The organism is Micromonospora sp. WMMA1998 (assembly GCF_027497375.1).
In the GTDB taxonomy this organism is placed as follows: Bacteria; Actinomycetota; Actinomycetes; order Mycobacteriales; family Micromonosporaceae; genus Micromonospora; species Micromonospora sediminicola.
Genome location: NZ_CP114911.1, coordinates 496910 through 522740 on the forward strand (window position 1 = coordinate 496910; position 25831 = coordinate 522740).

The window sequence follows — 25831 nt, forward strand, 5'->3', positions numbered from 1 at the left end:
ACCGGAGGCCGGGTCAGCCGTCCCGGCCGGGCGGGCGCTCCTCCTGGGTGGTCCGGGCGCGCCCGGCGGGCCCGCGGGAGCGGGTGGGGTCGAGAAAGACGTACGCGATCTCCGGGAACCGGTCGGTGAGCCGGCGTTCGGCCTCGTCGGAGGCGGCCTCGATGTCGGCGCCGGTGGCGTCGTCGCGGAAGTCGACCTTGGCGGCGACGAGGATGTCCTCCGGGCCGAGGAACATGGTCATCAGGGTGTCGACGCGGTCCACCGTCGGCACCGCCGCCAGCTCCCGTTCGATCTGCCGGTGCACCCGTTCGGAGACGGCGCGGCCGACCAGCAGCGAGATGTTGCTGCGGGCCAGGATGCCGGCGACCACCAGCAGCAGCGCGCCGATGAGGATGGAGGCGATCCCGTCGTAGAGCTCGTCGCCGGTGAGGTGGGACAGGGTGAGCCCGACGGCGGCGATGAGCAGGCCGATCAGGGCGGCGGTGTCCTCCAGGAAGACCGCCTTCACGGTGGTGTCGGCGGTCAGCCGCAGGTAGCGGCGGGGGGTGGCGCGCCAGCGGCGGGACTCCCGGCGTACCTGCCGCACCGCCCGGGCCAGCGACACCGACTCGATGGCGAACGAGACCGCCAGCACCACGTACGAGATCAGGTAGTTGCCCGTGTGCTCGTGCACGAGGATCGTGGTGACGCCGTGGGTGATGGCGAAGCCGGCGCCGGCGACGAAGGTGAACAGCGCGGCGAGGAACGCCCAGACGTAGCTCTCCTTGCCGTACCCGAAGGGGTGCCGGGTGTCGGCGGGCCGCGCGCCCCGCCGCAGCGCCAGGTAGAGCAGCACCTCGGTGGTGGTGTCGGCCACCGAGTGGGCGGCCTCGGAGAGCATCGCGGCGGAACCGGAGATCAGACCCGCGACCAGCTTGGCGACCGCGATGGCGAGGTTCGCCGCGCCGGCCACCACGACCGTGCCGACGCTCTCGGACTTGACTTCCGCATCCGCCATGCGATCACCCTAGGTCCGGCTTCGTCCGGCCGCGCGGCGGAGACGAACGGGTGGATGGCCGCGCCGCGCCCGCGCGGGTGCCCGCGTCGGACGCGCGGGCTGCTAGCGTTTGCACGTGTCCCGGACCCGTACCGAACGCCTGGTCAACCTGGTGATCTGCCTGCTGTCCACGCGGCGTTTCCTGACCGCCGCCCAGATCGCCGCGACCGTGCCCGGCTACGAGCACGACCCGGAGGACGCCAAGGACCACGAGGCGTTCCAGCGCAAGTTCGAGCGGGACAAGGCCGAGCTGCGGGAGCTGGGGGTGCCGCTGGAGACGGGCACGGCCAGCGTCTTCGACGCCGAGCCGGGCTACCGGATCGCCCACCGGGAATACGCGTTGCCCGACATCCCGCTCGAGCCGGACGAGGCCGCCGCGGTGGGGATCGCCGCCCGGCTGTGGCAGCACGCCGGCCTGGCCGCCGCCGCGTCCTCCGGCCTGGCGAAGCTGCGGGCCGCCGGCATCGACGTGGACCCGCAGGCCACGCTGGGTCTGGAGCCGATGGTGACGGTCGACCCGGCGTTCGCGCCGCTGACCGCCGCCGCGCGGGACCGGCGCGAGGTGAGCTTCGACTACCGGGTGCCCGACCGGGACGCGCCGACCCGCCGCCGGGTGCAGCCGTGGGGCGTGGTCTGCTGGCGCGGCCGGTGGTATGTGGTCGGCCACGACCTCGACCGCGCGGCGACCCGCTGCTTCCGGCTGTCCCGGGTGGTCGGCACGGTCCGCGCGACCGGTGACGCCGGCGCCTACGAGCCGCCCGCCGGGGTGGACCTGATCAGCCACGTGGCCCGCTGGTCCGGGCCGGTGGAACGCACCGGCCGGGCGACCGTGCTGGCCGCGCCGGGCCGCGCCGCCGGGCTGCGCCGCTGGGCGGTGGAGAGCCACGCCGGCCCGGACGGCGACCGGCTGGTCCTGCCGTACGCCGACGCCGACTTCCTGGCCGGCCAGATCGTCGGCTACGGCCCGGACGTGCGGGTGCTCGAACCTCCGGAGGTGCGCGAGGCGGTCATCCAGCGGTTGAAGGAGGTCGCCGCCCGGCACGACGAGCTGGCGGTGGCCGGGGGAGGTGCCCGGTGACCCGCCCCGCGGCCCGCGCCGGCCGCGCCTCCGCCGACCGGCTGGCCCGGCTGCTCAACCTGGTGCCCTACCTGCTGGCCCGCCCCGGCATCGAGATCGCCGAGGCGGCGCACGACCTCGGCGTGACCGAGCGGCAGCTCCGCGAGGACCTGGAGCTGCTCTGGGTGTGTGGGCTGCCCGGTTACGGCCCCGGTGACCTGATCGACATGGCGTTCGACGGTGACCGGGTGACGATCACCTACGACGCCGGCATCGACCGCCCGCTGCGCCTGACCCCGGACGAGGCGTTGGCCCTGGTGGTGGCGTTGCGGATGCTCGCCGAGACGCCGGGGGTGGCCAACCGGGAGGCGGTGGAGCGGGCCCTCGCCAAGATCGAGAGCGCCGCCGGTGACCTGGCCGGCGCGCCGGTCGAGGTCCGTCTGCCCGGCGACAATGCCCGGGTACGCGAGCTGCGCGCCGCCGTCGAGCGGGGCCGGGCGTTGCGGATCACCTACTACACGCCGGCCCGGGACGAGACCACCGAGCGCACGATCGACCCGCTGCGGATGCTGATGGTCGGCGGCCGGGCGTACGTGGAGGCGTGGTGCCGTCGGGCCGAGGCGGTCCGGTTGTTCCGGGCCGACCGGATCGACGCGGTCATCGAGCTGCCGGAGCAGGCCGTGGTGCCGCCGCAGGCCCGCCCGCACGACCTCAGCGACGGTGTGTTCCGGCCCTCGGCCGACCTGCCGCTGATCACGCTGCGCATCGGCCGGGGCGAGCGGTGGATCACCGAATACTATCCGTGCGAGCGGGTCGAGGCCGACGGCGAGCAGTGGCTGGTGTCGCTGCGCGTCACCGACCTGGGCTGGGCCCGCCGGTTCGTGCTCGGCCTGGGTCCGGAGGTGACCGTGGTGGCCCCGGCCGAGCTGGCCGAGCAGGTCCGCGCCCAGGCCGTCGCCGCGCTCGACGCGTACGCCAGCCCGGCCGGCAGCGCCACCCCGGCCGGCAGCGCCGATCCGGCGGCCACCGGCGTCACCCGCTAGGCTGACCGCCGTGGTGATGTGGATCGTGCTCGGGGTCGTGGTGTTCGCGCTGGTCGTGCTGGCCCTGGCGATCCGCCCGGTGGTGGCGCGGCTGCCCCGGTTGCGCCGTTCGGCGCTGGCGTTGCAGAGCCGGCAGGCCGAGGCGGAGTCGCTGCGGTCCGCCGCCGAGGAGTTGCAGGCGCGCGCCGAGTCGTTGCAGGAGCGGGCGGCCGTGGCGCAGGACCGGATCGCGTTGATCAAGGCCAGGCGCGGCGAGTGATCGACGCTGGTCGGTCCGGCGAGCGATAGCTGCGCGATCCGGGGCGGTTGCGTGCACGAATGCGCCCCCGTGGGTGGTTGACGGGACAACTCGGGTTGGTCGAGACTTCACCGGCCGGCCCGCACCAGCAGGGCCGCCGGGGGTGGCAAGCCGCTGCGACGCACGTACGATGGGCGGCGACCCCACCCTCACCGACACAGAGCGACTGGAGCTTCCCATGGGTGCCCTCAAGCCGTGGCACATCGCCGTACTCGTGGTCGTGCTGATCCTGCTGTTCGGCGCGAAGCGGCTCCCCGACGCGGCCCGCTCGCTGGGCCGTTCGCTGCGGATCATCAAGGCCGAGACGAAGAGCCTGCACGACGACGACCGCGACCTGGCCGAGAAGGCCGACGCGCAGAACGGCTACCAGCCGCTCCCGCCGCAGCAGCCGATCCAGGGCCAGCAGCAGTACGCGCCGCAGCCGGGCTACGCGCCGCAGCCGCAGCCGGGGTACGCCCCGCAGCCGCAGCAGCCGGTCGCCCCGCCGGTCGACCCGGTGCAGCGCGTCCGCGAGAACTGATCCGGAAGGGCCCCCACCACCGTGGCCTTCGCGTTGAGGAAGCGCGGCCCGAGCACGTTCGAACGCGCGGCCGACGGCTCCATGACTCTCATGGAGCACATCCGGGAGTTGCGTAACCGGCTGTTCCGGGCGTCGCTCGCGATCCTGGTCGGCTTCGGCTTCGGCATCTGGCTGGCCACGCCGGTCCGGGAGCTGCTGTCGAGGCCCTACTGCGACCTGCCGCAGGCGATCGATCCAAAAACCGGCAAGTGCCTGTTCGTGCAGCTCGGCGTCGCCGACGTCTTCCTGCTGAACCTGAAGATCGGCCTCTGGGTGGGCCTGATCATCGCGGCTCCGATCTGGCTCTACCAGCTCTGGGCGTTCATCGCGCCCGGCCTGCACCGGCACGAGCGGCGCTACGCGTACATCTTCACCGCGCTGGCGGCCCCGCTGTTCGCCGCGGGCGCGGTGCTGGCGTTCTTCGTCACCACCAAGGGCCTCGAGTTCCTGCTCAACGTCTCCGGCGACGACATCGCGACGACCCTCGAGGTGACCCGCTACATCTCGTTCGTCACGAACCTGATCCTGCTGTTCGGCGTGGCGTTCGAGTTCCCGCTGATCGTGCTGATGCTCAACTTCGTCGGCCTGGCCAGCGCCAAGCGGCTGCTGAGCTGGTGGCGGGTGGCGATCTTCGTGTTCTTCGCGTTCTCCGCGGTGGTCACGCCGACGCCCGACCCGTTCGGCATGACCGCGCTGGCCCTCTGCCTCTCCGCGCTCTACTTCGCCGCGGTCGGGGTGGCGTTCCTCAACGACCGGCGGCGCGGGCGTGGGCAGGAGGTCTACGCGGGCATCGCCGACGACGAGGTGTCGCCGCTGGACCTGTCGAGTGAGCCGGTACCGACCGGTGCCCGGATCGAGGCGTCCGCCCCGATCGCGGCGCCCGAGCCGGTCGCCGCGCCGGCGCCGATCGAGCGCCGCTACGACGACATGACCTGACCGGTCCCCGTCACGCCGCACCACGATCGCCGTCCCCGGCAACGGGGACGGCGTTCGCGCGTCTCGGGCCTGCCCCGCCCGCCACGTGACCGCCGATCGTGGAGTTGTGGCGCCTCGAACGCCCGTGATGGGCGCTTTCGTTCCCCACCACAAGTCCAAGATCGACGCGTGCGGCGAGCGACGAGTGCGGCGAACGGAGGGCCCGGTCAGTTCCCCGAGTGCGCGTTGCCGAGTGCTGGGCAAAAGTGGGCGAGACTCATCGGGAGCGATATACCGCTGGGTCATAAAGATGACTCAGCGGTATATCGACTGAAGGTGGTCTGTCGTCCTGGACGGCCGTGCCGCGCGCTGACCGATGGTCACTGGGAGGCGCCGTCGGGCCGCCCCTCTCGTGCTGCGGGTGCGTGGCAAGGGCCACGGGCGACACCAAGGGCCGGCGGTGCGGGCCTGGGTCCGGTGGGATCAGGCGATGCGGCGGGCCGCGTCGGGTCGGGCGGCGGGGACGGCGTCGGGGTGCAGGATCGCGGCGATCGTCTCCGCGCCGTCGACCAGCCGGGGGCCGGCCCGCACGATCAGCCCGTCCGCGTCCAACGCCCACACCTCCGCGTCCGGGAAGTGCCCGGCGACCGAGGCCGCCTGGTCGACTGCCCCGTCGAGGTGGAAACCGCACGGCGCGACGAGCACCACCTCGGGGTGGGCCGCCCGCAGGTCGGCCCACGTGGTCGGCGCGGACCGGGCCCCGGGGTGGGTGGCCACCGGCTCGCCGCCGGCGACGTCGACCAGGTCCGGGATCCAGTGGCCGGCGCCGAACGGCGGGTCCACCCACTCGACGACGGCGACCCGCCGCCGGGGTCGACCGGCCACCGCCGCGCGGATCGCCGCCAGTCGGGCGCGCAGCCCGTCCACCAGGGCCTCCGCGCGGTCGGGCACCCGGGCGGCCGTACCCACCGCGCGGATCGAGTCGAGCACGTCGTCCAGGGTGTACGGGTCGAGCGACAGCACGTCGGCCCGGCAGCCGAGATGCTCGACGGCGTCGGTGACCGTGCCGGATGGAAGCGCGCAGACGCGGCACAGGTCCTGGGTGAGGATCAGCTCCGGGTCCAGTTCGGCCAGCGCGCCGGCGTGCAGCGTGTAGAGGTCGGCGCGGGCCGCCAGCTGCTCCTTGACGTACGCGTCGATCGCACCGGGGCTCATGCCCCGGGTGTCCCGGCCGCCCACGACCACGGTGACGCCGGCGCGGTACGCCGGGGGCACCTCGCACTCGAACGTGACCCCGAGCAGGTCGTCGCCGAGGCCCAGGGCGTACACGATCTCGGTGGCGGAGGGGAGCAGGGAGACCAGCCGCATGCCGCCCATCATGCCCGGCCGGCGGGGAGGCGGACATTCGGCTGCCCTCGGGCCTTGCCGGGACGCCGCGCCCGCTTAGACTCTGCTGACTCCGCCGAGTCCCCCGGGGCGGTGTCCCGGGGTGGCGTCGGCGCCCCACCCCCGGTCAGCGCGCTGACCTCCGCTCCGGAGAGCCCGATGAAGAGCCGTACCGCCGCCGTCCTTGTCACCCTCTGCGCCGCCACCGCGCTCACCGCCTGCGGTGACGACGAGCCCGCGCCGAAGGGCGAGCAGGTCCCGGTGACCGCCACCGACACCAGCTGCGAGGTCACCACCACGCTGTTCACGCCGGGCACGGTCACCTTCACCGTGACCAACCGGGGGCAGCAGGCCACCGGGGTCTACCTCTACGGCCGGGAGGGCGCGGGCTTCACCAAGGTGGTCGCCGAGGTGGCCGACGTGCCGGCGGGTCGCACGGGTGACCTGCGGGCCCAGCTGGAGACCGGCTCGTACGAGGTGGCCTGCAAGCCGGGCCGGCAGGGCGACGGGGTGCGGACCCGGATCACCGTCTCCGACGACGGCACGGTGGCCAGCGCCGCGGCCGAGACCGCGTACGACCGGGCGCTCACCATCGAGCTGTCCGGTGACACGCTCACCGGCGTCGACGGGCTGATCGCCGAACCGGGCGAGAAGCTCGCGCTGAAGGTGGCCAACAAGACGGCCGGCGCGCGGACGCTCTACCTGCTCAACCCGGACGGCAAGCGGGTCGCCGAGCTGAAGGCGGAGCCGAACGGCACCGCCGAGACGGTGGTGACGCTGGGCGCGGCCGGGAACTGGACGCTCAAGGTCAAGGGCGACGGGGTTGCCTCACTGAGCAAGCGGCTGCTCGTCCGCTGATCGGGTGAGCGCCACCACCGGGTCGGGGCGGTGCGGCGGGGGCGGGCGACGCGCGGTCTAGTGTTCGCGCCAAGCCACCCGCCCGCACCGCCCGGAGGAACCACCGATGCGCGCCACCGTCATCCACGGCCCGAACGACGTCCGCGTCGAGGAGGTGCCGGACGCCGCCGTCCGGGAACCCGGCGACGCCGTGGTGCGTACCGTGCTCGCCTGCATCTGCGGCAGCGACCTGTGGGCGTACCGGGGAGTGGCCAAGCGGACACCGGGGCAGCGGATCGGGCACGAGTTCCTCGGCGTGGTCGAGGAGGTCGGCGCGGACGTCACCTCGGTGCGGGTCGGTGACCTGGTGGTGGCGCCGTTCGTCTGGTCCGACGGCACGTGCGAGTTCTGCCGCGAGGGACTGCACACGTCCTGCCCGCGGGGCGGGTTCTGGGGCACGCCGGGCTCCGACGGCGGGCAGGGCGAGGCGGTACGCGTCCCGTACGCCGACGGCACGCTGGTGCGGCTGCCCGCCGAGGCGGCCGGCGACGACCGGTTGCTGACCGCGCTGCTGGCCCTGTCGGACGTGATGGCCACCGGCCACCACGCCGCGTTGGCGGCGCGGGTGCGTCCGGGCGCGACGGTGGCCGTGGTCGGTGACGGCGCGGTCGGCCTGTGCGGGGTGCTGGCCGCGCGGCGGCTCGGCGCGGAGCGGATCGTGGCGCTGGGCCGGCACCCGGCCCGCACCGACATCGCCCGGCGGTTCGGCGCCACCGACGTGGTGGCGCAGCGCGGTGAGGCGGCGGTCGAGGCGGTCCGGGAGCTGACCGGCGGACACGGCGCGCACGCGGTGCTGGAGGCGGTGGGCACGGAGGAGTCGATGCGTACCGCGATCTCGATCGCCCGCGACGGCGGCGCGGTCGGCTATGTCGGGGTGCCGCACGGCGGCAGCGCCGGGGTGGACGTGCAGCAGATGTTCAACCGCAACGTGGCGCTCGCCGGCGGGGTGGCGCCGGCCCGGGCGTACCTGCCGGAACTGCTGGCCGACGTGCTCGCCGGCGTGATCGACCCGTCGCCGGTGTTCGACCTGTCGGTGCCGCTGGACGGCGTGCCGGGGGGCTACCGGGCGATGGACGAGCGGACCGCGCTGAAGGTCCGCGTCACCTTCTGATCCCGGGGTGCATCCACCGGGGACGGTCGCGGCGAAGCAAGGGTCGTGACGACAGTCACGGATCCGGTCGCCTCGACGAAAGGCTCCCCGATGAACATCGCTCGTCTCGCCGCCCGCCTGGCCGCGGGCGCCACGGCCGCGGCGGTGGCCACCACCGCCGTCGCCGCTCCCGCCCAGGCCGGCGCGAAGCAGCAGGGCACCCGGTCGCTGGCCGCCGTGCTCACCGCCGACAAGAGCGGCTTCGACCGCAACTCGCGGGACTTCGACGTGCTCACCAAGGCGGTCCTGACGGTGCTGCAGGCCAAGCCGGACTCGCCGGTGAAGGTGCTCACCGACGGCACGGTCGCGCTGACCGCGTTCGTGCCGAACGACTACGCGTTCCGCGAGCTGGTCCGCGACATCACCTCCGCCAGGAAGCTGCCGGGCGAGAAGGCGGCCTTCGACGCGGTCGCCGGCCTGGGTGTGGACACCGTGGAGGACGTGCTGCTCTACCACGTGGTGCCGGGCGCGACGATCGACCGGAAGGCGGCGCTGAAGGCCGACGGCGCGGACCTGACGACCGCGCTCGGCGCGACCGTCGAGGTCGACGTGAAGCACTGCTGGTACGGCCGGCAGGTCCGCCTGGTCGACGCCGACACCAGCGACCGCGACGCGCGGGTGGTGCGCTACGACATCAACAAGGGCAACAAGCAGATCGCGCACGCGGTGGACCGGGTGCTGCGCCCGATCGACCTGCCCTGACGCATCGGCCCCGACGGCGCCCGGCACCTTCCGTGCCGGGCGCCGTCAGCGTTCGCGGCGGCCGAACTGGCTGCTCAGGGCCAGCCCGGCGGAGCAGCTCAGCTCGCCGGGGGCGAGCTGGGTGTGCGACGGCCGCCAGGTCTGCGCACCCGTCGCGTCGACGCGGGCCAGCAGGCAGTCGCACCGGCTCGCGCGCAACGCGACACCGACCGTGCCGCCCCGGACGGCGATCTCCTGCCGGACGGCCGGGTCGAGCTTCAGGCCGGCCACGGCGGCGCGCACCGCTGCCTCGTCGGGGCCGGCCGTGCTGAGCGCCCGGCGGAGCCGGTCGTCGACGCCGTCCAGCGACGGGTCCTGCGGGACGGGCACCGGATCGCCGGCCGGGCAGTCGATGTCGTCGTCGCGGTCGTCCCGCTCGGGGCCGAGGCGCAGCCGGAAGCAGACCGTCTCGGTGCCCTCGACCGTCTCGCCCCGGCCGTTGACCCCCGCGCCGTGCCCGGTCACCCGCAGCACCAGCGTCACACCGGTCTGCCAGTGCGTCTCGCCGCGCACCTGGAGCACGGTGACCGTCGGCTCCTGCCCGGCGGCGTGCACGAACTCCTCGGCCGTGTAGAGGTGGTCGCGGGCGAACCTCGCCTCGATCCGGTCGACGGTGTCGGTCGCGTCGGCGACCGCGTTGTCGTGCCAGGCCGGCTCGACCGGCCGTTGCGCCCACCAGAGCCCACCGGCCAGCAGGAGCGGGGCGAACGCCACCGGGGCGAGGACGGCGATCAACGTGCGTGGTCGCATGGCGGGCAGTATTGCGCACCGCCGCCGGCGTCGTGGCCCCGTCGCCGGGCGGTGGCGACGTCGCCCCTGGTGACGGGCGCGGCTCGTGCCGTACGGTGCTCGCCGTGACCGCGCACGATCATGTCCCGCCCGGCCCCGTCGCCGTGCTCGCCAACCCGACCGCCGGCCGGGGACGGCACCGGGGCCTGCTGCCCCGGATCCTGGAGCGCCTCGGTGGCGCCGGCCGCCCGGTGGAGCTGCTGACCGCCCGTACCCCGGTGGAGGCGGAGGCGGCGTGCCACGCCGCGGTGGCCGGCGGAGCCGGGGCGCTGGTGGCGGTGGGCGGCGACGGCACGGTGCACCGCGCGGTGCAGGCGGTCGCCGGCACGGCCGTGCCGTTCGGGCCGGTCCCGGCGGGCACCGGCAACGACTTCGCGGTGGAGACCGGCTTCCCGGCCGACCCGCTCGAGGCGGTCGACACGATCGCCGCCGCGCTGGCCGCCGGCCGGTCCCGCCCGGTCGACCTGGCCCGGCTGTCCCGCCCCGGCGGCGACGACCGCTGGTACGGCGCGGTGCTCGCGGCCGGCTTCGACGCGATCGTCAACGAGCGGGCCAACCGGATGCGCCGGCCGCGCGGGCCCCGCCGGTACGACCTGGCGATCCTGGTGGAGCTGGCCCGGCTGCGCCCGCGCCGCTACCGGCTCACCCTCGACGGGGTGCCGCAGGAGGTGGACGCGGTGCTGGTCGCGGTCGGCAACGCGGCCAGCTACGGCGGCGGGATGCGGATCTGCCCGGACGCGGACCCGACCGACGGGCTGCTGGACGTGGTGGTGGGCGGTCGTTTCGACCGGCGCACCCTGATGCGGGTGAAGCCGCGGATCTACCAGGGCACCCACGTGACGCACCCGCTGGTGCGCGCGTACCGGGCGCGGACCGTGGAGCTGGCCGCCGAGGGCATCACCACCTACGTCGACGGGGAACGGTCGTTCGACCTGCCGGTGACGGTCACCGCCGTGCCGTCGGCCCTGCGGCTGCTCCGCTGACCGCCGGCGTCGACGGGACCGGTGCCGGCGGGGGCGTGGCGGCCCGGACCGCGCCGGCGCTCGCCGCGACCACCAGCGCGATGGCGGAGACCTCGACCGGGTGCAGCGCCTGACCGAGCACCAGCCACCCGGCCAGCGCGGCGATCGCCGGCCCGAGGCTCATCAGCACCGCGAACGCCGCCGTGGGCAGCCGCCGCAACGCCGCCAACTCCAGGCTGTACGGCAGCACCGAGGCGAGCAGCGCCAGCCCGGCGCCGAGCCCCAGCACCGCCGGGTGGAACAGCCGGCCGCCCGCGTCGAGAAGCCCGAACGGCAGGGTGACCAGCGCGGCCACCGCGAGGGCCAGGGCCAGCCCGTCGGCCCGGGGGAACCGCGCGCCGACCCGGGCCGAGCAGACGATGTACGCGGCCCACATCGTGCCCGCCAGCAGCGCCAGCGCGGCGCCGAGCGGGTCCAGCCGGTCGAACCCGCCCTGCCCGAGCAGGGCCACCCCGGCCAGCGCCAGCCCGGCCCAGCACCAGGCGGCGAGCCGGCGCGCGCCGAGCACCGACAGCGCCAGCGGGCCGAGCACCTCCAGCGTGACGGCCGGACCGAGCGGGATCCGCCCGATCGCCTGGTAGAAGATCGAGTTCATCCCGGCCAACGCCAGGCCGAACGTGATCACCGCCGCCCAGTCGTCGCGCCCGTGCCCGCGTAGCCGGGGCCGGCACACCACCAGCATCAGCAGCGCGCCGAGGGTCAGCCGCAGGGTGACCGCCCCAGCCACCCCGGTCCGGGGGAACAGCAGCGCGGCCACCGCGGAGCCGAACTGCACGGACAGCGCCCCGCCGAGCACCAGCGCGACCCCGCCGAGCCGGCCCGGCGCGCGCGACGGTACGGGGCGGTCGGCGGTCACGCCCCTGACCCTAACCGGGGCGCCCGGTCAGCCGACCCCGGCCAGGTCGAGCACCGCGCCCAAGCCGTTCGGCCGGCCGGCGTCGGCGCACGGCAGCACCAGCACACCGCACCCGGCCGCCACCGCGCCCGCGTCGGCCGGGGTGTCACCGACCATCAGGGTGTGCTCCGGGTCGACGCCCAGCATGCCGCAGGCGCGCAGGAAGATGCCCGGGTCGGGCTTGCAGCGCCCCACCTCGTACGACAGCGCGTACGCGTCGACCAGAGCGTCGAGGTCCCACGAGGCGAAGAGCGGGCGCAGGTCGAAGCCGATGTTGCTGACCACCGCCACCTTCACCCCGGCGGCTCGCAGCGCGCCGAGCACCGGCCCGGTGTCCGGGTAGGGCACCCAGCCCTCGGGCACGAGCACCCGCTCGTAGAGCGCGTCGGCGAGCCCGTCGATGCCGGTGTCGACGGTCTCGGCCAGCCCGGTGTAGGCGCCCCGGTGGGCGTGCGGGTAGAGGTCGCGGTCGGCCCACAGCTCGGCCAGCCGGGGCGGCACCCGGGCCGGCAACGGCCCGCCCGCGCGGCCGGCGGTGAGCAGGCGGTCGGCCAGCGAGGTGGCCCGGATCCGGTCCAGCTCGACCCCGCAGGCGGCCGCGGCGGCCCGTACCCAGGCCAGCGGCTCCTCCACCTGGGCGAGGGTGCCGTGGAAGTCGAAGAGCACCGCCTCCACGGGCCGGCGGGACGGGCTCGGGCGGACGGCGTCGTCGGCGCCGCTCGAGGCGTGGGGCAGTTCGGTACGGTCCGGCACGTCGTGCACCCTACCGACCCGCTCCGAGCGCCCTGCCGGACGGCCTTGACCGGTGGTCGTCGGCGGTACCGATTAATCTTGGGTTCATGTCGAGCCCCGCCGAGCGGTACGCCGCGGCGCGCCGCCGGGCCGCGCAGGCCTCCGCCTTCCCGGCCCTGGACGAATTCGCCCGTGACCTCGGGTTCGATCTCGACGACTTCCAGCGTGAGGCGTGCGAGGCCCTGGAACGGGGCAGCGGGGTGCTGGTCTGCGCGCCGACCGGCGCGGGCAAGACCGTGGTGGGGGAGTTCGCGGTGCACCTGGCCCTGCGCGGCGCGCCCGGCGCGCCGGCGGGCGACGACGCGCCGGCCGCCCGGCGCAAGTGCTTCTACACCACCCCGATCAAGGCTTTGTCCAACCAGAAGTACCACGACCTGGTCGACCGCTACGGCGCCGAGCACGTCGGTCTGCTCACCGGCGACAACGCGATCAACGGCGACGCGCCAGTGGTGGTGATGACCACCGAGGTGCTGCGCAACATGCTCTACGCCGGCTCGGCCACGCTCGACGGCCTGGCCTACGTGGTGATGGACGAGGTCCACTACCTCGCCGACCGGTTCCGCGGCGGGGTCTGGGAAGAGGTGATCATCCACCTGCCGGAGTCGGTCACGCTGGTCTCGCTGTCGGCCACCGTCTCCAACGCCGAGGAGTTCGCCGACTGGCTGGTCACCGTGCGCGGCGAGACCGCCGTGGTGGTCTCCGAGCACCGCCCGGTGCCGCTGTGGCAGCACATGCTCGTCGGCAAGCGGATGTTCGACCTGTTCCACGACGCGGACGCGGCCCGCAAGCACGACGTCCACCCCGAGCTGCTGCGCTACACCCGCGACACGATGCGCCGGCTGGAGCTGGGCGAGGGCCGCAGCGCCGGCCCGGGCGGCGGCCGGCGTGGCCCGCGCTGGCGGGGCCCGATGCGCCCGGACATCGTCGACCGGCTCGACCGGGAGGGGCTGCTCCCGGCGATCCTGTTCATCTTCAGCCGGGCCGGCTGCGACGCCGCCGTGCAGCAGTGCCTCGCCGCCGGACTGCGGCTGACCTCACCGGAGGAGCGCGCGGAGATCCGCCGGGTGGTGGAGTCGCGGGTCACCGCCATCCCCGGCGAGGACCTGTCCGTGCTGGGCTACTGGGAGTGGCTCGACGGTCTGGAGCGCGGCCTGGCCGCCCACCACGCCGGCATGCTCCCGGCGTTCAAGGAGGTCGTCGAGGAGCTGTTCGTGCGGGGCCTGGTCAAGGCGGTCTTCGCCACCGAGACCCTCGCGCTGGGCATCAACATGCCGGCCCGGTGCGTGGTGCTGGAGCGGCTGGTCAAGTTCAACGGCGAGGCCCACGTCGACCTCACCCCGGGCGAATACACCCAGCTCACCGGCCGGGCCGGTCGGCGGGGCATCGACGTCGAGGGGCACGCGGTGGTGGTCTGGTCGCCGGAGACCGACCCCCGGCACGTGGCCGGGCTCGCGTCCACCCGCACCTATCCGCTGCGCTCCAGCTTCCGGCCGTCCTACAACATGGCCGTCAACCTGGTCGGCAGCGTCGGCGCGGCGCCGGCCCGCGAGCTGCTGGAGTCCTCGTTCGCGCAGTTCCAGGCGGACCGGTCGGTGGTCGGCCTGGCGCGGCAGGTGCAGCGCAACACCGAGACGATCGAGGCGTACGGCGCGGACGCCGCCTGCCACCAGGGCGACTTCGACGAATACTTCGCGCTGCGGGTGGCGATCGCCGACCGGGAGCGGGCCATCGCCCGGCAGGGGCAGACCCAGCGCAAGGCGGCGGCCGTGGCCTCGCTGGAGCGGCTGCGGGTCGGCGACGTGATCCGGGTGCCGTCCGGGCGACGGGCCGGGCTGGCCGTGGTGCTCGATCCGGCCACCGGCGGGTTCGGTGAGCCCCGCCCACTGGTGCTCACCCAGGACCGCTGGGCCGGGCGGGTCAGCCCCGGCGACTTCACCACCCCGGCTGAGGTGCTGACCCGCATCCGGGTGCCGAAGCACTTCAACCACCGCTCCCCGGCCGCCCGGCGCGACCTGGCCGCGGCGGTCAGCGGCACCGGGCTGGACCGGCACGCCGGCCGCCGTGGCGGGCGGTCCCGCCAGGCGGTGGGGGAGGACCACCAGCTCGGCCAGCTCCGGGTCGAGCTGCGCACCCACCCCTGCCATGCCTGCCCGGACCGGGAGGAGCACGCCCGCTGGGCGGAGCGCCGTCGGCGGTTGGAGCGCGACACCGACGAGCTGCGCCAGCGGGTGTCGGGGCGGACCGGTTCGCTGGCCCGCACGTTCGACCGGATCGTCGCGCTGCTGACCGCGCGCGGCTACCTCGCCGCCGACGGCGAGGTCACCGACGCCGGCCGGATGCTGGCGCGGATCTGGACCGAGGCCGATCTGCTGGTCGCCGAGTGCCTGCGACGCCGGGTGTGGGACGGGCTCTCCCCGGCCGAACTGGCCGCCGCCGTGTCGGTGGTGGTCTTCGAGGCCCGGCGGGACGTCGACGAGCGGGCCTCGCTGCCGCGTAACGCGGTCGCCGACGCGGTCGACGAGACGCTCAAGCTGTGGAGCGACATCGAGGCGGACGAGGCGGCGCGTGGGCTGACCGTCACCCGGGAGCCGGATCTGGGCTTCGCCTGGCCGATCTACCGCTGGGCGCGCGGGGAGGCGCTGGCCAAGGTGCTCGCCAGCGGGCACCAGGTCGACGGCGAGATGCCGGCCGGCGACTTCGTCCGGTGGGCGCGGCAGGTGGTCGACCTGCTCGGCCAGCTGGCCGACTCGGGCGGCGCCTCGACGGAGCTGCGGGCTACCGCGCGGCAGGCCATCGCGGCCGTCAACCGGGGTGTCCTGGCCTACCACGCCTCGGCCTGACAATCACTTTCGGTCACCGTCGGCGGGAAATCGACGCATCGGTCCGTCACTGTGACACCACCCCCCGAACATTCGGGGGGCCGGTGTCATGCCTGGTCAACGCCTGCCCGATCATGTCCGAGGCGCGGGTTACGCGTCGGTAGCGGATCGGGGGGAAGGTCGCCGTGGGCGAGATCAATCACTTTGAGTACGGGTGGATCACGCCCGCGCTCAGCTACGCGCTGTCCGTGCTCGGCTCGGCGCTCGGCCTGGTCTGCGCCGGCCGGATCCGGACCGCCACCGGCGCCGGCCAGCGGGCGTGGTGGGGCCTGCTCGCGGCCTGGGCCCTTGGCGGCACGGCCATCTGGGCGATGCACTTCATGGCGATGCTCGGCTTCGCCGTCAGCGGCACCCGGATCCGCTACGACGTGCCGCTGACCGCCGCCAGCACGGCCATCGCGGTGGCCGCCGTCGGCATCGGCCTGGCCATCGTGGGCACCGGCCGGCTCACCGGTCTGCGGCTGCTCGCCGGCGGGTTCTTCACCGGCGCCGGCGTGGCCGCCATGCACTACACCGGGATGGCCGCCATGCGGCTGGACGGCTCGCTCGCCTACGACCCGCTGCGGGTGGCGCTGTCCGTCGTCATCGCGCTGGTGGCCGCCACGGTGGCGCTGTGGCTGGCGATGACCGTCCGGCGGGCGCTCGCCATCATCGCCTCCGCGCTGGTGATGGGCATCGCGGTCAACGGCATGCACTTCACCGGGATGAGCGCACTGTCGGTGCACCTGCACGAGGGGCGCGGCGCGGCCACCGGCACCGAGGTGAGTGGTCTGCTGGTGCCGATCGTGCTCGCCGTGGTCTTCGGCGTGGTCGGGCTGGTCTACGCGCTGCTCGCGGCCCCCTCCGACGACGACCGGGCTGGCGCCGCCTACGTGGCCGCGCGGCTCGACGGCGCGCCGTCGGCGGCCGCGGCCGAACCGGCGCCGGACCCGGTGGGCCTGCGCGGCCGCTCCACCCTGGCCCAGCCCGGCGCCCCGTTCCCGTCGCGCCGGAGCACCGACCGCCGGCCGTGATCAACTAATCACGACCGGTCACCCGCCCCGGGCCGCCTCCCCGGACATGATCGACACCACCTCGGCGAGGTGGCGGCGTCCGGTGGGCGCGGATGCCGCCACTTCGCCGAGGTGGAGGCGGTCAGGTCGCTGGCGCGGCTCGGCCCGTCAGGGGCGGGGGGTGGCGAGGGCGTCGACCAGCCGGCGGCAGGAGCCGGCCAGGTTCCACCGCTGCGCCAGGTCGAGCAGCCGGTCCGGGTCAGCCGGGGGCGTCGGCAGCGCCGGGTCCAGCTCGGGCAGCGGCACGTCGGTGGCGACCCGGACCACCTTGGGCGCCACCGCCAGGTAGTCGCGGGCGGCGTCGAGCTTGCCGCGCAGCCCCGGTGCGAAGCCGGAACCGGGGTCGTCCAGGGCGGCCAGGATGCCGTCGAGGCCGCCGTAGCGGTCGATCAGCCGGGCCGCGGTCTTCTCGCCCACGCCGGGCACCCCGGGCAGGCCGTCGCTCGGGTCGCCGCGCAGGGCGGCGAAGTCGGCGTAGCGGTCGGCGGGCACGCCGTAGCGACCCCGGACTGCCGCGTCGTCGCAGTCGTCGAGCTTGGCCACACCCCGGCCGACGTAGAGCAGGCGCACCTGCCGGGCGTCGTCGACGAGCTGGAACAGGTCGCGGTCGCCGGAGACCACCTCGACCGGGCCCGGCTGGGTGACCGACAGCGTGCCGAGCACGTCGTCGGCCTCGTAGCCGTCGGCGCCCACGGCGGGGATGCCGAGCGCCGCCAGGACCTCCAGGATCATCGGCACCTGCGGGGACAGCGTGTCCGGCACGACCTCGCCGCCCTCGGGCGCGACCCGGTGCGCCTTGTACGACGGCAGCAGCTCCACCCGCCACGCCGGCCGCCAGTCGTGGTCGAGCGCGCAGATCATCCGGTCGGGCCGGCGGGTGCGCACCAGCTGGGCGAGCATGTCGAGGAACCCGCGCACGGCGTTGACCGGCTGGCCGTCGTCCGTCTTCGCCGCCGACTCGGGGATGCCGAAGTAGGCGCGGAAGTAGAGGCTGGGGGAGTCGATCAGGAGGATCGGGGGTCGGTGTGCCACGCCGACCAGCGTGGCACAGCCCTCCGACGAGATGTGGGAGGCCGGCACGGCGCCGGGAAACCCCAAGGCGCGGGCGGTCCGCGGTGCGCAGACTGACGGGGTGAGCTTCGTACCCGGCCTGACCCTGGCCCGCCGCTTCCACGACGAGGTGGTGGCCCCGCTGCTGGCCCGGCGGCTGCCCGGCCTGCGCTACGCCGCCGGGCTGCTCGACGGCGGGTCCGAGCTGCTCGGCCTCGACACGGCGCGCTCCACCGACCACGACTGGGGTCCGCGTACCCAGGTCTTCGTGGCCGCCGCGCCGGACGCGGCGGCGGTGCGGGCGGTTCTCGACGCGGAGCTGCCGGCGCAGTTCCTCGGCTGGCCGACCCGGTTCGCCGGCGGGCCGACGGTCCGGCTCGGCACCCTCCGGGCGGACGGCGACCGGCACGGCGTGAGCGTCGACGAGCTGGGCGCGTGGCTGCGCGACCGGCTGGGCGTCGACCCGCGCGCCGGCCTGACGGCGGCGGACTGGCTGGCGACGCCGACCCAGCGGCTGGCGGAGCTGACCGGCGGGGCGGTGTTCCACGACGGGCTGGACGGCGCGCTCACCGCCGTCCGGGCGCGGCTGGCCTGGTATCCGGACGACGTCTGGCGGCACGTCCTGGCGGCGTGCTGGCAGCGGGTGGCGCAGGCCGAGCACCTGGCCGGCCGCTGCGCCGAGGTCGGCGACGACCTGGGCAGCCGGGTGGTGGCCGCCGGGCTGGCCCGGGACCTGATGCGCCTGGGCCTGCTGGCGCACCGCCGCTGGCCCCCGTACGCGAAGTGGCTCGGCACCGTCTTCGCCGCGCTGCCGGCGGCGGCGCCGGTGGTGGACGCGCTGACCACCGCGCTCGGGCCGGGTGACTGGCCGGCCCGGCAGTCCGGCCTGGTCCGCGCGCTGGAGACGGTGGCCGACTGGACCAACGGCACCGGCCTCACCGCGCCCGTGGAGCCGACCGCACGGCCGTTCCACGACCGGCCCTTCCTGGTGCTCGACGCGGGGCGGTTCACCGAGGCGCTGCGCGCCGCGATCACCGACCCGCGCCTGCGCGACCGGCCGCCGCTCGGCGCGGTGGACCAGTACCTCGACAACGTCGACGTGCTCACCCGCCCGGGCCAGGCCCGCCGGGTGGCCGCGGCGGTGCTGCCGGACCGGCCGCCGGTTGTCGACTCCGGGCCGGGGGCCTAGACTCCGACTCGGTCGCATCGATCTGCGACCGTCTATCTCGTCTCCGAGGGTCCGGGCCGCCCTTCGCAGGCGCCTCGTCGGCGACCACGCCGCGACGCGCCACCGCGCGGTGTCCCCACCACCGAGGAGAACCCATGCTGTCCAGAAGGAGCAGACTCCGACTGCTCGGCGCGGCCCTGGCCGCGGCCGGGCTCGCCGCCGTCGCGGCGCTGGCCGCCCCGAGCCCGGCCGCGGCGGCGTCGCTGACCGAGGTGACGAACTTCGGCGCCAACCCGAGCAACCTGCGGATGTATCTGTACGTCCCGAACACCGTCGCGGCCCGGCCGGGGCTGCTCGTGGTCAACCACTACTGCACCGGCAGCGGACCCGCGATGTACTCCGGCACCCAGTTCGCGGCGCTCGCCGACCGGTACGGCTACGTCGTCGTCTATCCGTCGGTCACCCGCAGCAGCAAGTGCTTCGACGTCTCGTCGCCGCAGGCGCTGCGCCGCGACGGCGGGAGCGACCCGGTGGGCATCAAGTCCATGGTGGACTACGTGCGGGAGCGGTACCCGGTCGATCCGGAGCGGATCTTCACCACCGGCACCTCGTCCGGGGCGATGATGACCAACGTGCTGCTCGGCGTCTACCCGGACGTGTTCCGCGCCGGTGCGGCCTTCGCCGGGGTGCCGTTCGGGTGCTTCGCCACCACCAACGGCTCCGAGTGGAACAGCGAGTGCGCCAACGGCCAGGTCCTGAAGACCCCGCAGCAGTGGGGCGACCTGGTGCGCAACGCGTATCCCGGCTATTCCGGCCCACGGCCCCGGATGCAGCTCTGGCACGGCACCAACGACGAGACGCTCCGCTACCCGAACTTCGGCGAGGAGATCGACCAGTGGACCAACATCAACGGGCTGAGCCAGACGCCCGCCTACACGGACAGTCCGCAGCCGGGCTGGACGCGCACCCGTTACGGCGGCACCGGCGGCACCGCGACCGTCGAGGCGATCAGCATGCAGGGCGTCTCGCACAACCTGCCGGTCGACGCGGCCCAGGCGATCCGCTTCTTCGGCCTGGACAGCACCACGCCGCCGACGACCACGCCGCCGACCAGCGCCCCGCCCACCACCGCCCCGCCCACCACCGCCCCGCCCACCACCGCCCCGCCCACGACGGCGCCGCCGTCGGGCGCGTGCCGGGTCGGGTACGTGGTGAACGCCTGGAACACCGGGCTGACCGCGTCCGTGACGATCACGAACACGGCCACCTCGCCGGTCAACGGCTGGAGTCTCGCCTTCACCCTGCCGGGCGGGCAGACGATCACCGGTGGCTGGAACGCCACGTACGCGCCGACCAGCGGGGCGGTGACCGCCCGCAACGTCTCCTACAACGGCGCCGTCGCGCCGGGCGGCTCGGTGACCATCGGTTTCCAGGCCACCCACACCGGCAACACCGGTAGTCCGGCCGCGTTCACGCTCAACGGCAGCCCCTGCGCCGTGGCCTGAACCCGCTGACCCGGGCCACCAGCCGGGGTGGCGGCGTCGCGCCGCAGCGGTGCCACCACCCCGGCACGCCGGATCCGATCATGGCGAGAGCCTTTGTTCCGGACTTTTCACAAGGCGCGAAAAAAGGTGTGCGCGGAGTGCTCGGGAATTGACATGCGCCACTGCGCGCGGGGATGGTCCACCGCACGGGCGGGCACCGGTCATCCGGCCGGAACCCGTCCGCCGCACCGGAACCGCCACCCCCGCCCCGCACTCCACCCGTCCCGGAGATGCCCATGTCACCCGTACGACTCCTGCTGTCCCCACCCCGCCGGTCGGCCCGGCGGAAGGTCGCCGCGCTGACCGCCCTGCTCGCCGCCGTGGCGCTGGTCGGCCCGCCCGGTCCGGCCCGCGCCGCCGACCCGCTGCTGTCGCAGGGGCGGCCCACCACCGCCTCCTCGACCGAGAACGCCGGCACCCCGGCGTCCAACGCCACCGACGGCAACTCCGGCACCCGCTGGTCCAGCGCCTTCGCCGATCCCCAGTGGATCCAGGTCGACCTCGGCGCGACCGCCACCGTCTCCCGGGTCAGCCTGGCCTGGGAGGGTGCCTACGCGCGGGCGTACCAGGTGCAGACCTCGACCGACGGCGCCACCTGGACCACCGTGTTCAGCACGACCACCGGTGACGGTGGCACCGACGACCTGACCGTCAGCGGCACCGGCCGCTACGTGCGGGTGTACGGCACCGCCCGCGCCACCGGCTACGGCTACTCGCTCTGGGAGTTCCAGGTCTACGGCAGCACCGGCGGCGGCAGCGGCTGCGACACCGCGACGAACGCGGCCCAGGGCCGGCCCGCCACCGCCTCCTCGACCGAGAACGCCGGCACCCCCGCCGGCGCGGCGGTCGACGGCAACCCGGGCACCCGCTGGGCCAGCGCCGCCGCCGACCCGCAATGGCTCCAGGTCGACCTGGGCAGCGTCCGCACCGTCTGCCGGGTGGTGCTGAGCTGGGAGGCGGCCTACGGGCGCGCGTACCAGATCCAGACCTCGACCGACGGCGCCACCTGGACCTCCGTCTACAGCACCACCAGCGGCGACGGCGGGACCGACACCCTGACGGTCAACGGCTCCGGTCGCTACGTCCGCGTCTACGGGACCGCCCGGGCCACCGGCTGGGGCTACTCGCTGTGGGAGTTCACCGTGCACACCACCGGCGGCGGCACCGTGCCGGGCGGCGGGTCGCTCGGACCCAACGTCATCACGTTCGACCCGTCGATGTCGGCCGCCAGCATCCAGGGCCAGCTCGACTCCGTCTTCCGCACCCAGGAGTCCAACCAGTTCGGCACCCAGCGATACGCGTTGATGTTCAAGCCGGGCGACTACTCCGGGATCAACGCGCAGATCGGCTTCTACACCTCGATCATGGGGCTCGGCCGGAACCCCGGCGATGTGCGGATCCACGGCGACATCACGGTGGACGCCGGCTGGTTCAACGGCAACGCCACCCAGAACTTCTGGCGCTCGGCGTCGAACATGCAGGTCTTCCCGTCGGCCGGGTTCACCCGCTGGGCGGTGTCGCAGGCCGCGCCGTTCCGTCGGATGGACATCCAGGGCGACCTGAACCTGGCCCCGAACGGCTACGGCTGGGCCAGCGGCGGCTACATCGCGGACAGCCGGGTGACCGGCGTGGTGCAGCCGTACTCGCAGCAGCAGTGGTACACCCGGGACAGCAACGTGGGCGGCTACCTCAACGCGGTGTGGAACGTGACCAACTCCGGTGTGGTCGGCGCGCCCGCGACCAGCTTCCCGAACCCGCCGTACACCACGCTGGCACAGACCCCGGTGAGCCGCGACGTGCCCTACCTCTACCTCGACGGGAGCGGCGCCTACCAGGTCTTCGTGCCCTCCACCCGGACCAACGCCAGCGGGGCGTCCTGGCTCGGCGGCGCCACCCCGGGCACGTCGATCCCGCTGAGCCAGTTCTACGTGGCCAAGCCCGGCGACTCGGCGGCCACCATCAACGCCGCCCTGGCCCAGGGCCTGAACCTGCTCTTCACCCCCGGCGTCTACGCCGTCGACCAGACCATCGCGGTCAACCGGGCCGGCACGGTGGTGCTCGGCATCGGCTACCCGACGCTGGTGCCGCAGAACGGCGTGGTGCCGATGACGGTCGCCGACGTCGACGGCGTCCGCCTCGCCGGGCTGCTCTTCGACGCCGGCGCGGTGAACTCGCCGGTACTGCTCCAGGTCGGCCCGGCCGGATCGGCCGCCAGCCACGCCACCAACCCCACCTCGATCCAGGACGTCTTCTTCCGCATCGGCGGCGCCCACGCCGGCAAGGCCACCACCAGCCTGGTGGTCAACCAGGACGACGCACTGATCGACCACATCTGGGCCTGGCGGGGCGACCACGGCACCGGCATCGGCTGGACCGTCAACACCGCCGACACCGGCCTGATCGTCAACGGCGACAACGTCACCGCGCTCGGGCTCTTCGTCGAGCACTACCAGAAGTACGAGGTGATCTGGAACGGCAACAACGGGCGGACGATCTTCTTCCAGAACGAGTTGCCGTACGACCCGCCGAACGCGGCCTCCTGGATGAACGGCTCCCGGGTGGGCTACGCCGCGTTCAAGGTCGCCGACGCGGTCACCACGTTCGAGGGATGGGGCATGGGTAGCTACTGCTACTTCAACGTCGACCCCACCATCGCGGCCTACCACTCCTTCGAGGCCCCCACCAGGTCGGGCGTCCGGTTCCACGACCTGCTCACCGTCTCGCTGGGCGGGAACGGGTCGATCACCCACGTCATCAACGACACCGGCGGCACCGCACAGGGCACGAACACCGTGCCGGTGAACGTGGTCAGCTACCCCTGACCGGAGCCCCGGGGCGGCCGGCCGCACGTGCCGGCCGCCCCCGGGCATGACCGCCACCCCGGCGGGTACCCGCGCCGGAGAAGACACCGGGGGAACGGGAGGGGCGCAGATGAAGGTCCGGAGCTCGCTGCGCGCGTTGAAGCGCAAGGCCAACTCGATAGTGGTCCGCCGCCGCGGCAAGCTGTTCGTGATCAACAAGGCCGACCGGCGGCAGAAGGCCCGGCAGGGCTGAGCCGGTGGTCAGGGGGTTCGAGTCACAGGTGTGGGACGCGCGGGCGTGACGCCGTCCACCGGGGGGTGCGGCTCCGGCGGCGTGGGGGAGAACAAGCGGGCGGCGGCGAAGCCGACCAGCGGCCGGTAGATCCGCACCGAGTCGGCGAGCGCGGAGAAGTGCGAGCCCGAGTTGCCGGCGTGGTACCGGGTGGCGATGTCGACCTGCTCGATCGGCAGCCCGTCCCGCACGGCGTGCAGCAGCACGTTCATCTCGTACTCGAAGCGGTCGCCGGGGACGGTGCCGAGCCAGCCGAGCATCCCCGCCGGATAGGCGCGCAGCCCGGTCTGGGTGTCCCGCACGTCCCGGCCGGTGGCCAGCCGGAACGCCGCCCGGGTGGTCGCGTTGCCGAACCGGCTGCGGGCCGGGACCTCGCCGTCGAACCGGCGCACGCCGAGGGTCGCCGCCCCGGTGGCGCGCATCCGGTCGGTCACCCGGACCACGTCGTCCACCCGGTGCTGACCGTCGGCGTCCACACACACCACGTCGTGACCGGGACGGTCGGTCACGGCGTACCGGAAGCCGGTGCGCAGCACCACGCCCTTGCCCCGGTTGACCCGGCGGCGCAACACCGTCGCGCCCCGGGCGCGGGCCTCGGCGAGCACCGCGGCGGCGGTCGGGCCGCTGCCGTCGTCGACGACCAGCACGCAGACCCCGGGCAGCGCCGCGACCAGGTCGGTGACGAGCGGCGGCAGACGGTCACCCGGTCGGTACACCGGCACGAGCGCGATCACGGAAACCTCCCGGGGGACTCGCCCGCCGGCAGGTCCGCGGGTCGATCGACGAGCGTTCTACCCCGGTCGTCCGCCGGCGAATCCCCGCCCGCCGCCGAGCAGCCGGGCCGCCCGGGTCAGTCCGCGCTCGCGGCGCAGCAGCGCCTCCGGGGTACGCAGGCCGAGATAGCCGAGCCGGCACGCGACCCGAGCGGCCCGCTCCCGCCGCGCCGGCACCGGATCCGGCCCGGTCACCGGCACGTCCCGCAGCGCCGGGCCGGACAGTCCGAGCGCACGCCCGGCGAGCAGCCGGACGCGCGGCAGGTGCCAGGGATGGGTGACCAGCCCGAGTGGACGGTCCACGCCGAACTCGGCCGGGTCGAGCAGCCCGTCCTGCACGGTGTGCGCCAGGTTCTGCAACGTGGTCCGGGACCGGGTCTCCACGGCCGACCGGACGTGCGCGTCGAGACCGGCGTCGCGGGCGAGCGCGCGCATCAGCTCGCCCTCCCGGAAGCCGGCCGGCGGGCCCGGCGCGCCGGCCGGCCCGTGCGGCCAGCCGCCGGTGAACACCACCCGCGCCGCGGGGTCGCGGCGGAACGCGGCGGCGTGCGCGCGGACGTACGCCACGGCGGCGTCGGTGCGCGCGGCGCTCTCGGCGGTGAGCCGGTAGCCGTCGTCGGCGGCCACCACCCCGCGACCGAAGACCAGCAGCACGGTGGCGGTCGGCGTCATTCCCCCACGGTACGTGCGGCTCAGTCCTCCTCCGCCGGCCAGGGCGCAGCGCCGACCCCGGTGACCCGGACGCCGCCCCACGGGTCCACCTCGGTCAGCCGGGCCCGGGTCACCCGGTCGCCGACACGGACCTCCACGTCGCGCCGGCCGGAGCGCAGCAGCCGTACCAGGCGCGGCTCCGGGTCGGTGCGCCCGGCCCAGTGGTAGCGGCCGTCGACCGGTTCCCACCGGCCGCCGGCGTGCAGCCGGACCGGGGTGCCGGCGATCTCGGCGGGGCCCTGCCAGCTCACCTGTCGATCCGCTCGTGCGCGCGGGTCAGCTCCGGCGGCAGGTCCGCGCCGCGTCGGACGCCTTCGATGCCGCTCCAGAGCAGGGTGGTCAGGTAGTCGGTGAGCGCGGCCCGGCGGATCGGCTGGCCGTGCGTGGTCCACCAGTCGCCGACCGCCTGGACGAACCCGACCAGCCCGTACGCCCACGGCTCGGCCGGGCCGGCGTCGAGGCCGAGCGCGCGCAGCCGGTCGCCGATCACCCGGGCCAGCCCGGTGGCGACCTGCCGGCTGGTGCCGCTGACCACCTGCTGGAGGCCGGGGAGGCCGGAGTCGTGCACCAGGAACCGGTAGAGCGTCGGCTCGGACTCGATGACGCTCAGGTACGCGTCGATGGTCGCCTCGACCAGCGCCCGTTCCTCGCGTACCTGCTCCACCGCGGGCGCGATGGCGTCCACCACCCGCGCCGCGACCACCTCGCCGACCGCCAGCCAGAGCTGCGCCTTGTCGGCGAAGTAACGGTAGAGCACCGGTTTGCTGACTCCGGCCGTGGCCGCCACCTGGTCCATGTCGACGCCGGGGCCGTACCGCAGCAACGCCTGCACGGCGGCGGCGACCAGCTCCTGACGTCGCTGCTCGCGGTGGTCGGCCCAGCGGTCGCGCCGGCCGCCGGACCGGGGCGGGGGCGGCGCCGCCGGAGCGCCGGAGCCATTGACATCGGTGGAGGTGCGTCGCATGCTACCACTCGTAACAG

25 protein-coding genes are annotated in these 25831 nt (G+C 74.7%); 15 read left to right on the forward strand and 10 right to left on the reverse strand.

What is annotated here, in order from left to right; genetic code table 11:
* Positions 1–13 precede the first annotated feature (13 nt).
* Positions 14–997 (reverse strand): cation diffusion facilitator family transporter, encoded by a 984-nt coding sequence (locus O7600_RS02465; RefSeq protein WP_281592071.1) that lies wholly within the window; start codon positions 995–997, stop codon positions 14–16.
* A 115-nt stretch (positions 998–1112) separates the two neighbouring features.
* On the opposite strand from O7600_RS02465, the gene O7600_RS02470 reads away from it, so the two are divergent.
* The 5 genes from O7600_RS02470 (at position 1113) to tatC (ending at position 4929) form a co-directional block, all read left to right on the forward strand.
* Positions 1113–2114 (forward strand): WYL domain-containing protein, encoded by a 1002-nt coding sequence (locus O7600_RS02470; RefSeq protein WP_091575158.1) that lies wholly within the window; start codon positions 1113–1115, stop codon positions 2112–2114.
* Positions 2111–3136: a YafY family protein gene (locus O7600_RS02475; RefSeq protein ID WP_281592072.1), complete on the forward strand. Its 1026-nt coding sequence runs from the start codon at positions 2111–2113 to the stop codon at positions 3134–3136. Before O7600_RS02470 ends, O7600_RS02475 begins: the two co-directional genes overlap by 4 nt.
* Positions 3137–3146: 10 nt before the next feature.
* Positions 3147–3395, forward strand: a complete 249-nt coding sequence (locus O7600_RS02480) for a hypothetical protein (protein ID WP_091575152.1) — start codon at positions 3147–3149, stop codon at positions 3393–3395.
* A gap of 217 nt (positions 3396–3612) precedes the next feature.
* A complete protein-coding gene (tatA, locus tag O7600_RS02485; protein ID WP_091575150.1) occupies positions 3613–3954 on the forward strand; it encodes a Sec-independent protein translocase subunit TatA in 342 nt (113 codons plus the stop codon).
* A gap of 21 nt (positions 3955–3975) precedes the next feature.
* On the forward strand, positions 3976–4929 hold the full coding sequence (tatC, locus tag O7600_RS02490) for a twin-arginine translocase subunit TatC (protein WP_281592073.1): 954 nt from the start codon (positions 3976–3978) through the stop codon (positions 4927–4929).
* A 462-nt stretch (positions 4930–5391) separates the two neighbouring features.
* Here tatC and O7600_RS02495 read toward each other — a convergent pair whose 3' ends face one another.
* A complete protein-coding gene (locus O7600_RS02495) occupies positions 5392–6276 on the reverse strand; it encodes an ABC transporter substrate-binding protein (protein ID WP_281592074.1) in 885 nt (294 codons plus the stop codon).
* Positions 6277–6453: 177 nt separating this feature from the next.
* Between O7600_RS02495 and O7600_RS02500 the strand changes: the two genes are divergently transcribed.
* The 3 genes from O7600_RS02500 to O7600_RS02510 all read left to right on the forward strand — a co-directional run bounded on the left by O7600_RS02500 (position 6454) and on the right by O7600_RS02510 (position 9043).
* On the forward strand, positions 6454–7152 hold the full coding sequence (locus tag O7600_RS02500) for a hypothetical protein (protein WP_281592075.1): 699 nt from the start codon (positions 6454–6456) through the stop codon (positions 7150–7152).
* Positions 7153–7258: 106 nt separating this feature from the next.
* A complete protein-coding gene (locus O7600_RS02505) occupies positions 7259–8302 on the forward strand; it encodes a zinc-dependent alcohol dehydrogenase family protein (protein WP_281592076.1) in 1044 nt (347 codons plus the stop codon).
* Positions 8303–8392: 90 nt separating this feature from the next.
* Positions 8393–9043: a fasciclin domain-containing protein gene (locus O7600_RS02510; RefSeq protein ID WP_281592077.1), complete on the forward strand. Its 651-nt coding sequence runs from the start codon at positions 8393–8395 to the stop codon at positions 9041–9043.
* A gap of 45 nt (positions 9044–9088) precedes the next feature.
* Here O7600_RS02510 and O7600_RS02515 read toward each other — a convergent pair whose 3' ends face one another.
* A complete protein-coding gene (locus O7600_RS02515) occupies positions 9089–9832 on the reverse strand; it encodes a hypothetical protein (protein ID WP_281592078.1) in 744 nt (247 codons plus the stop codon).
* Positions 9833–9927: 95 nt separating this feature from the next.
* Between O7600_RS02515 and O7600_RS02520 the strand changes: the two genes are divergently transcribed.
* Entirely contained in the window at positions 9928–10854 is a 927-nt protein-coding gene (locus tag O7600_RS02520) for a diacylglycerol kinase family protein (protein ID WP_281592079.1), read from the forward strand.
* Here the strand turns inward: O7600_RS02520 and O7600_RS02525 are convergent.
* On the reverse strand, positions 10817–11749 hold the full coding sequence (locus O7600_RS02525; RefSeq protein WP_281592080.1) for an EamA family transporter: 933 nt from the start codon (positions 11747–11749) through the stop codon (positions 10817–10819). The genes O7600_RS02520 and O7600_RS02525 overlap by 38 nt on opposite strands.
* A gap of 27 nt (positions 11750–11776) precedes the next feature.
* Entirely contained in the window at positions 11777–12541 is a 765-nt protein-coding gene (locus tag O7600_RS02530) for an HAD-IA family hydrolase (protein ID WP_281592081.1), read from the reverse strand.
* Between the two features lie 86 nt (positions 12542–12627).
* On the opposite strand from O7600_RS02530, the gene O7600_RS02535 reads away from it, so the two are divergent.
* A complete protein-coding gene (locus O7600_RS02535) occupies positions 12628–15420 on the forward strand; it encodes a DEAD/DEAH box helicase (RefSeq protein WP_281592082.1) in 2793 nt (930 codons plus the stop codon).
* 164 nt (positions 15421–15584) lie between these two features.
* Entirely contained in the window at positions 15585–16472 is an 888-nt protein-coding gene (locus O7600_RS02540; protein WP_281592083.1) for an MHYT domain-containing protein, read from the forward strand.
* Between the two features lie 147 nt (positions 16473–16619).
* Here O7600_RS02540 and O7600_RS02545 read toward each other — a convergent pair whose 3' ends face one another.
* Positions 16620–17543 carry a 5'-3' exonuclease gene (locus O7600_RS02545; protein ID WP_281592084.1) on the reverse strand — a complete coding sequence of 308 codons (924 nt, stop codon included), beginning with the start codon at positions 17541–17543 and terminating at the stop codon, positions 16620–16622.
* A 100-nt stretch (positions 17544–17643) separates the two neighbouring features.
* On the opposite strand from O7600_RS02545, the gene O7600_RS02550 reads away from it, so the two are divergent.
* The 4 genes from O7600_RS02550 (at position 17644) to O7600_RS02565 (ending at position 23327) form a co-directional block, all read left to right on the forward strand.
* Entirely contained in the window at positions 17644–18750 is a 1107-nt protein-coding gene (locus O7600_RS02550) for a DUF4037 domain-containing protein (protein ID WP_281592085.1), read from the forward strand.
* A gap of 134 nt (positions 18751–18884) precedes the next feature.
* Positions 18885–20234 (forward strand): PHB depolymerase family esterase, encoded by a 1350-nt coding sequence (locus tag O7600_RS02555; RefSeq protein WP_281592086.1) that lies wholly within the window; start codon positions 18885–18887, stop codon positions 20232–20234.
* Between the two features lie 275 nt (positions 20235–20509).
* Complete coding sequence (locus O7600_RS02560) at positions 20510–23095, forward strand: discoidin domain-containing protein (protein WP_281592087.1); 2586 nt, start codon at positions 20510–20512, stop codon at positions 23093–23095.
* Positions 23096–23204: 109 nt separating this feature from the next.
* Entirely contained in the window at positions 23205–23327 is a 123-nt protein-coding gene (locus O7600_RS02565; protein WP_091575115.1) for a 50S ribosomal protein L36, read from the forward strand.
* An 8-nt stretch (positions 23328–23335) separates the two neighbouring features.
* On the opposite strand, the gene O7600_RS02570 is transcribed toward O7600_RS02565, so the two are convergent.
* The 4 genes from O7600_RS02570 to O7600_RS02585 are packed head-to-tail and all read right to left on the reverse strand — an operon-like array spanning position 23336 to position 25814.
* Positions 23336–24100 carry a glycosyltransferase family 2 protein gene (locus O7600_RS02570; RefSeq protein ID WP_281592088.1) on the reverse strand — a complete coding sequence of 255 codons (765 nt, stop codon included), beginning with the start codon at positions 24098–24100 and terminating at the stop codon, positions 23336–23338.
* A 57-nt stretch (positions 24101–24157) separates the two neighbouring features.
* Positions 24158–24811, reverse strand: coding sequence for a YdcF family protein (locus tag O7600_RS02575; RefSeq protein WP_281592089.1), 654 nt, complete (start codon positions 24809–24811; stop codon positions 24158–24160).
* Positions 24812–24831: 20 nt separating this feature from the next.
* Positions 24832–25101: a DUF4873 domain-containing protein gene (locus tag O7600_RS02580; RefSeq protein WP_091575103.1), complete on the reverse strand. Its 270-nt coding sequence runs from the start codon at positions 25099–25101 to the stop codon at positions 24832–24834.
* A complete protein-coding gene (locus O7600_RS02585) occupies positions 25098–25814 on the reverse strand; it encodes a TetR family transcriptional regulator (protein WP_281592090.1) in 717 nt (238 codons plus the stop codon). Before O7600_RS02585 ends, O7600_RS02580 begins: the two co-directional genes overlap by 4 nt.
* Between the last annotated feature and the right edge of the window lie 17 nt (positions 25815–25831).

Bases quoted from the DNA above. Each gene is read 5' to 3' on its own strand.
- O7600_RS02555 (WP_281592086.1), top strand. From the start codon at position 18,885: ATGCTGTCCAGAAGGAGCAGACTCCGACTGCTCGGCGCGGCCCTGGCC.
- O7600_RS02560 (WP_281592087.1), top strand. From the start codon at position 20,510: ATGTCACCCGTACGACTCCTGCTGTCCCCACCCCGCCGGTCGGCCCGG.
- O7600_RS02515 (WP_281592078.1), bottom strand. From the start codon at position 9,832: ATGCGACCACGCACGTTGATCGCCGTCCTCGCCCCGGTGGCGTTCGCC.
- tatA (WP_091575150.1), top strand. From the start codon at position 3,613: ATGGGTGCCCTCAAGCCGTGGCACATCGCCGTACTCGTGGTCGTGCTG.
- O7600_RS02535 (WP_281592082.1), top strand. From the start codon at position 12,628: ATGTCGAGCCCCGCCGAGCGGTACGCCGCGGCGCGCCGCCGGGCCGCG.
- O7600_RS02465 (WP_281592071.1), bottom strand. From the start codon at position 997: ATGGCGGATGCGGAAGTCAAGTCCGAGAGCGTCGGCACGGTCGTGGTG.
- O7600_RS02575 (WP_281592089.1), bottom strand. From the start codon at position 24,811: ATGACGCCGACCGCCACCGTGCTGCTGGTCTTCGGTCGCGGGGTGGTG.
- O7600_RS02505 (WP_281592076.1), top strand. From the start codon at position 7,259: ATGCGCGCCACCGTCATCCACGGCCCGAACGACGTCCGCGTCGAGGAG.
- O7600_RS02565 (WP_091575115.1), top strand. From the start codon at position 23,205: ATGAAGGTCCGGAGCTCGCTGCGCGCGTTGAAGCGCAAGGCCAACTCG.
- O7600_RS02585 (WP_281592090.1), bottom strand. From the start codon at position 25,814: ATGCGACGCACCTCCACCGATGTCAATGGCTCCGGCGCTCCGGCGGCG.
- O7600_RS02495 (WP_281592074.1), bottom strand. From the start codon at position 6,276: ATGCGGCTGGTCTCCCTGCTCCCCTCCGCCACCGAGATCGTGTACGCC.
- O7600_RS02510 (WP_281592077.1), top strand. From the start codon at position 8,393: ATGAACATCGCTCGTCTCGCCGCCCGCCTGGCCGCGGGCGCCACGGCC.
- O7600_RS02500 (WP_281592075.1), top strand. From the start codon at position 6,454: ATGAAGAGCCGTACCGCCGCCGTCCTTGTCACCCTCTGCGCCGCCACC.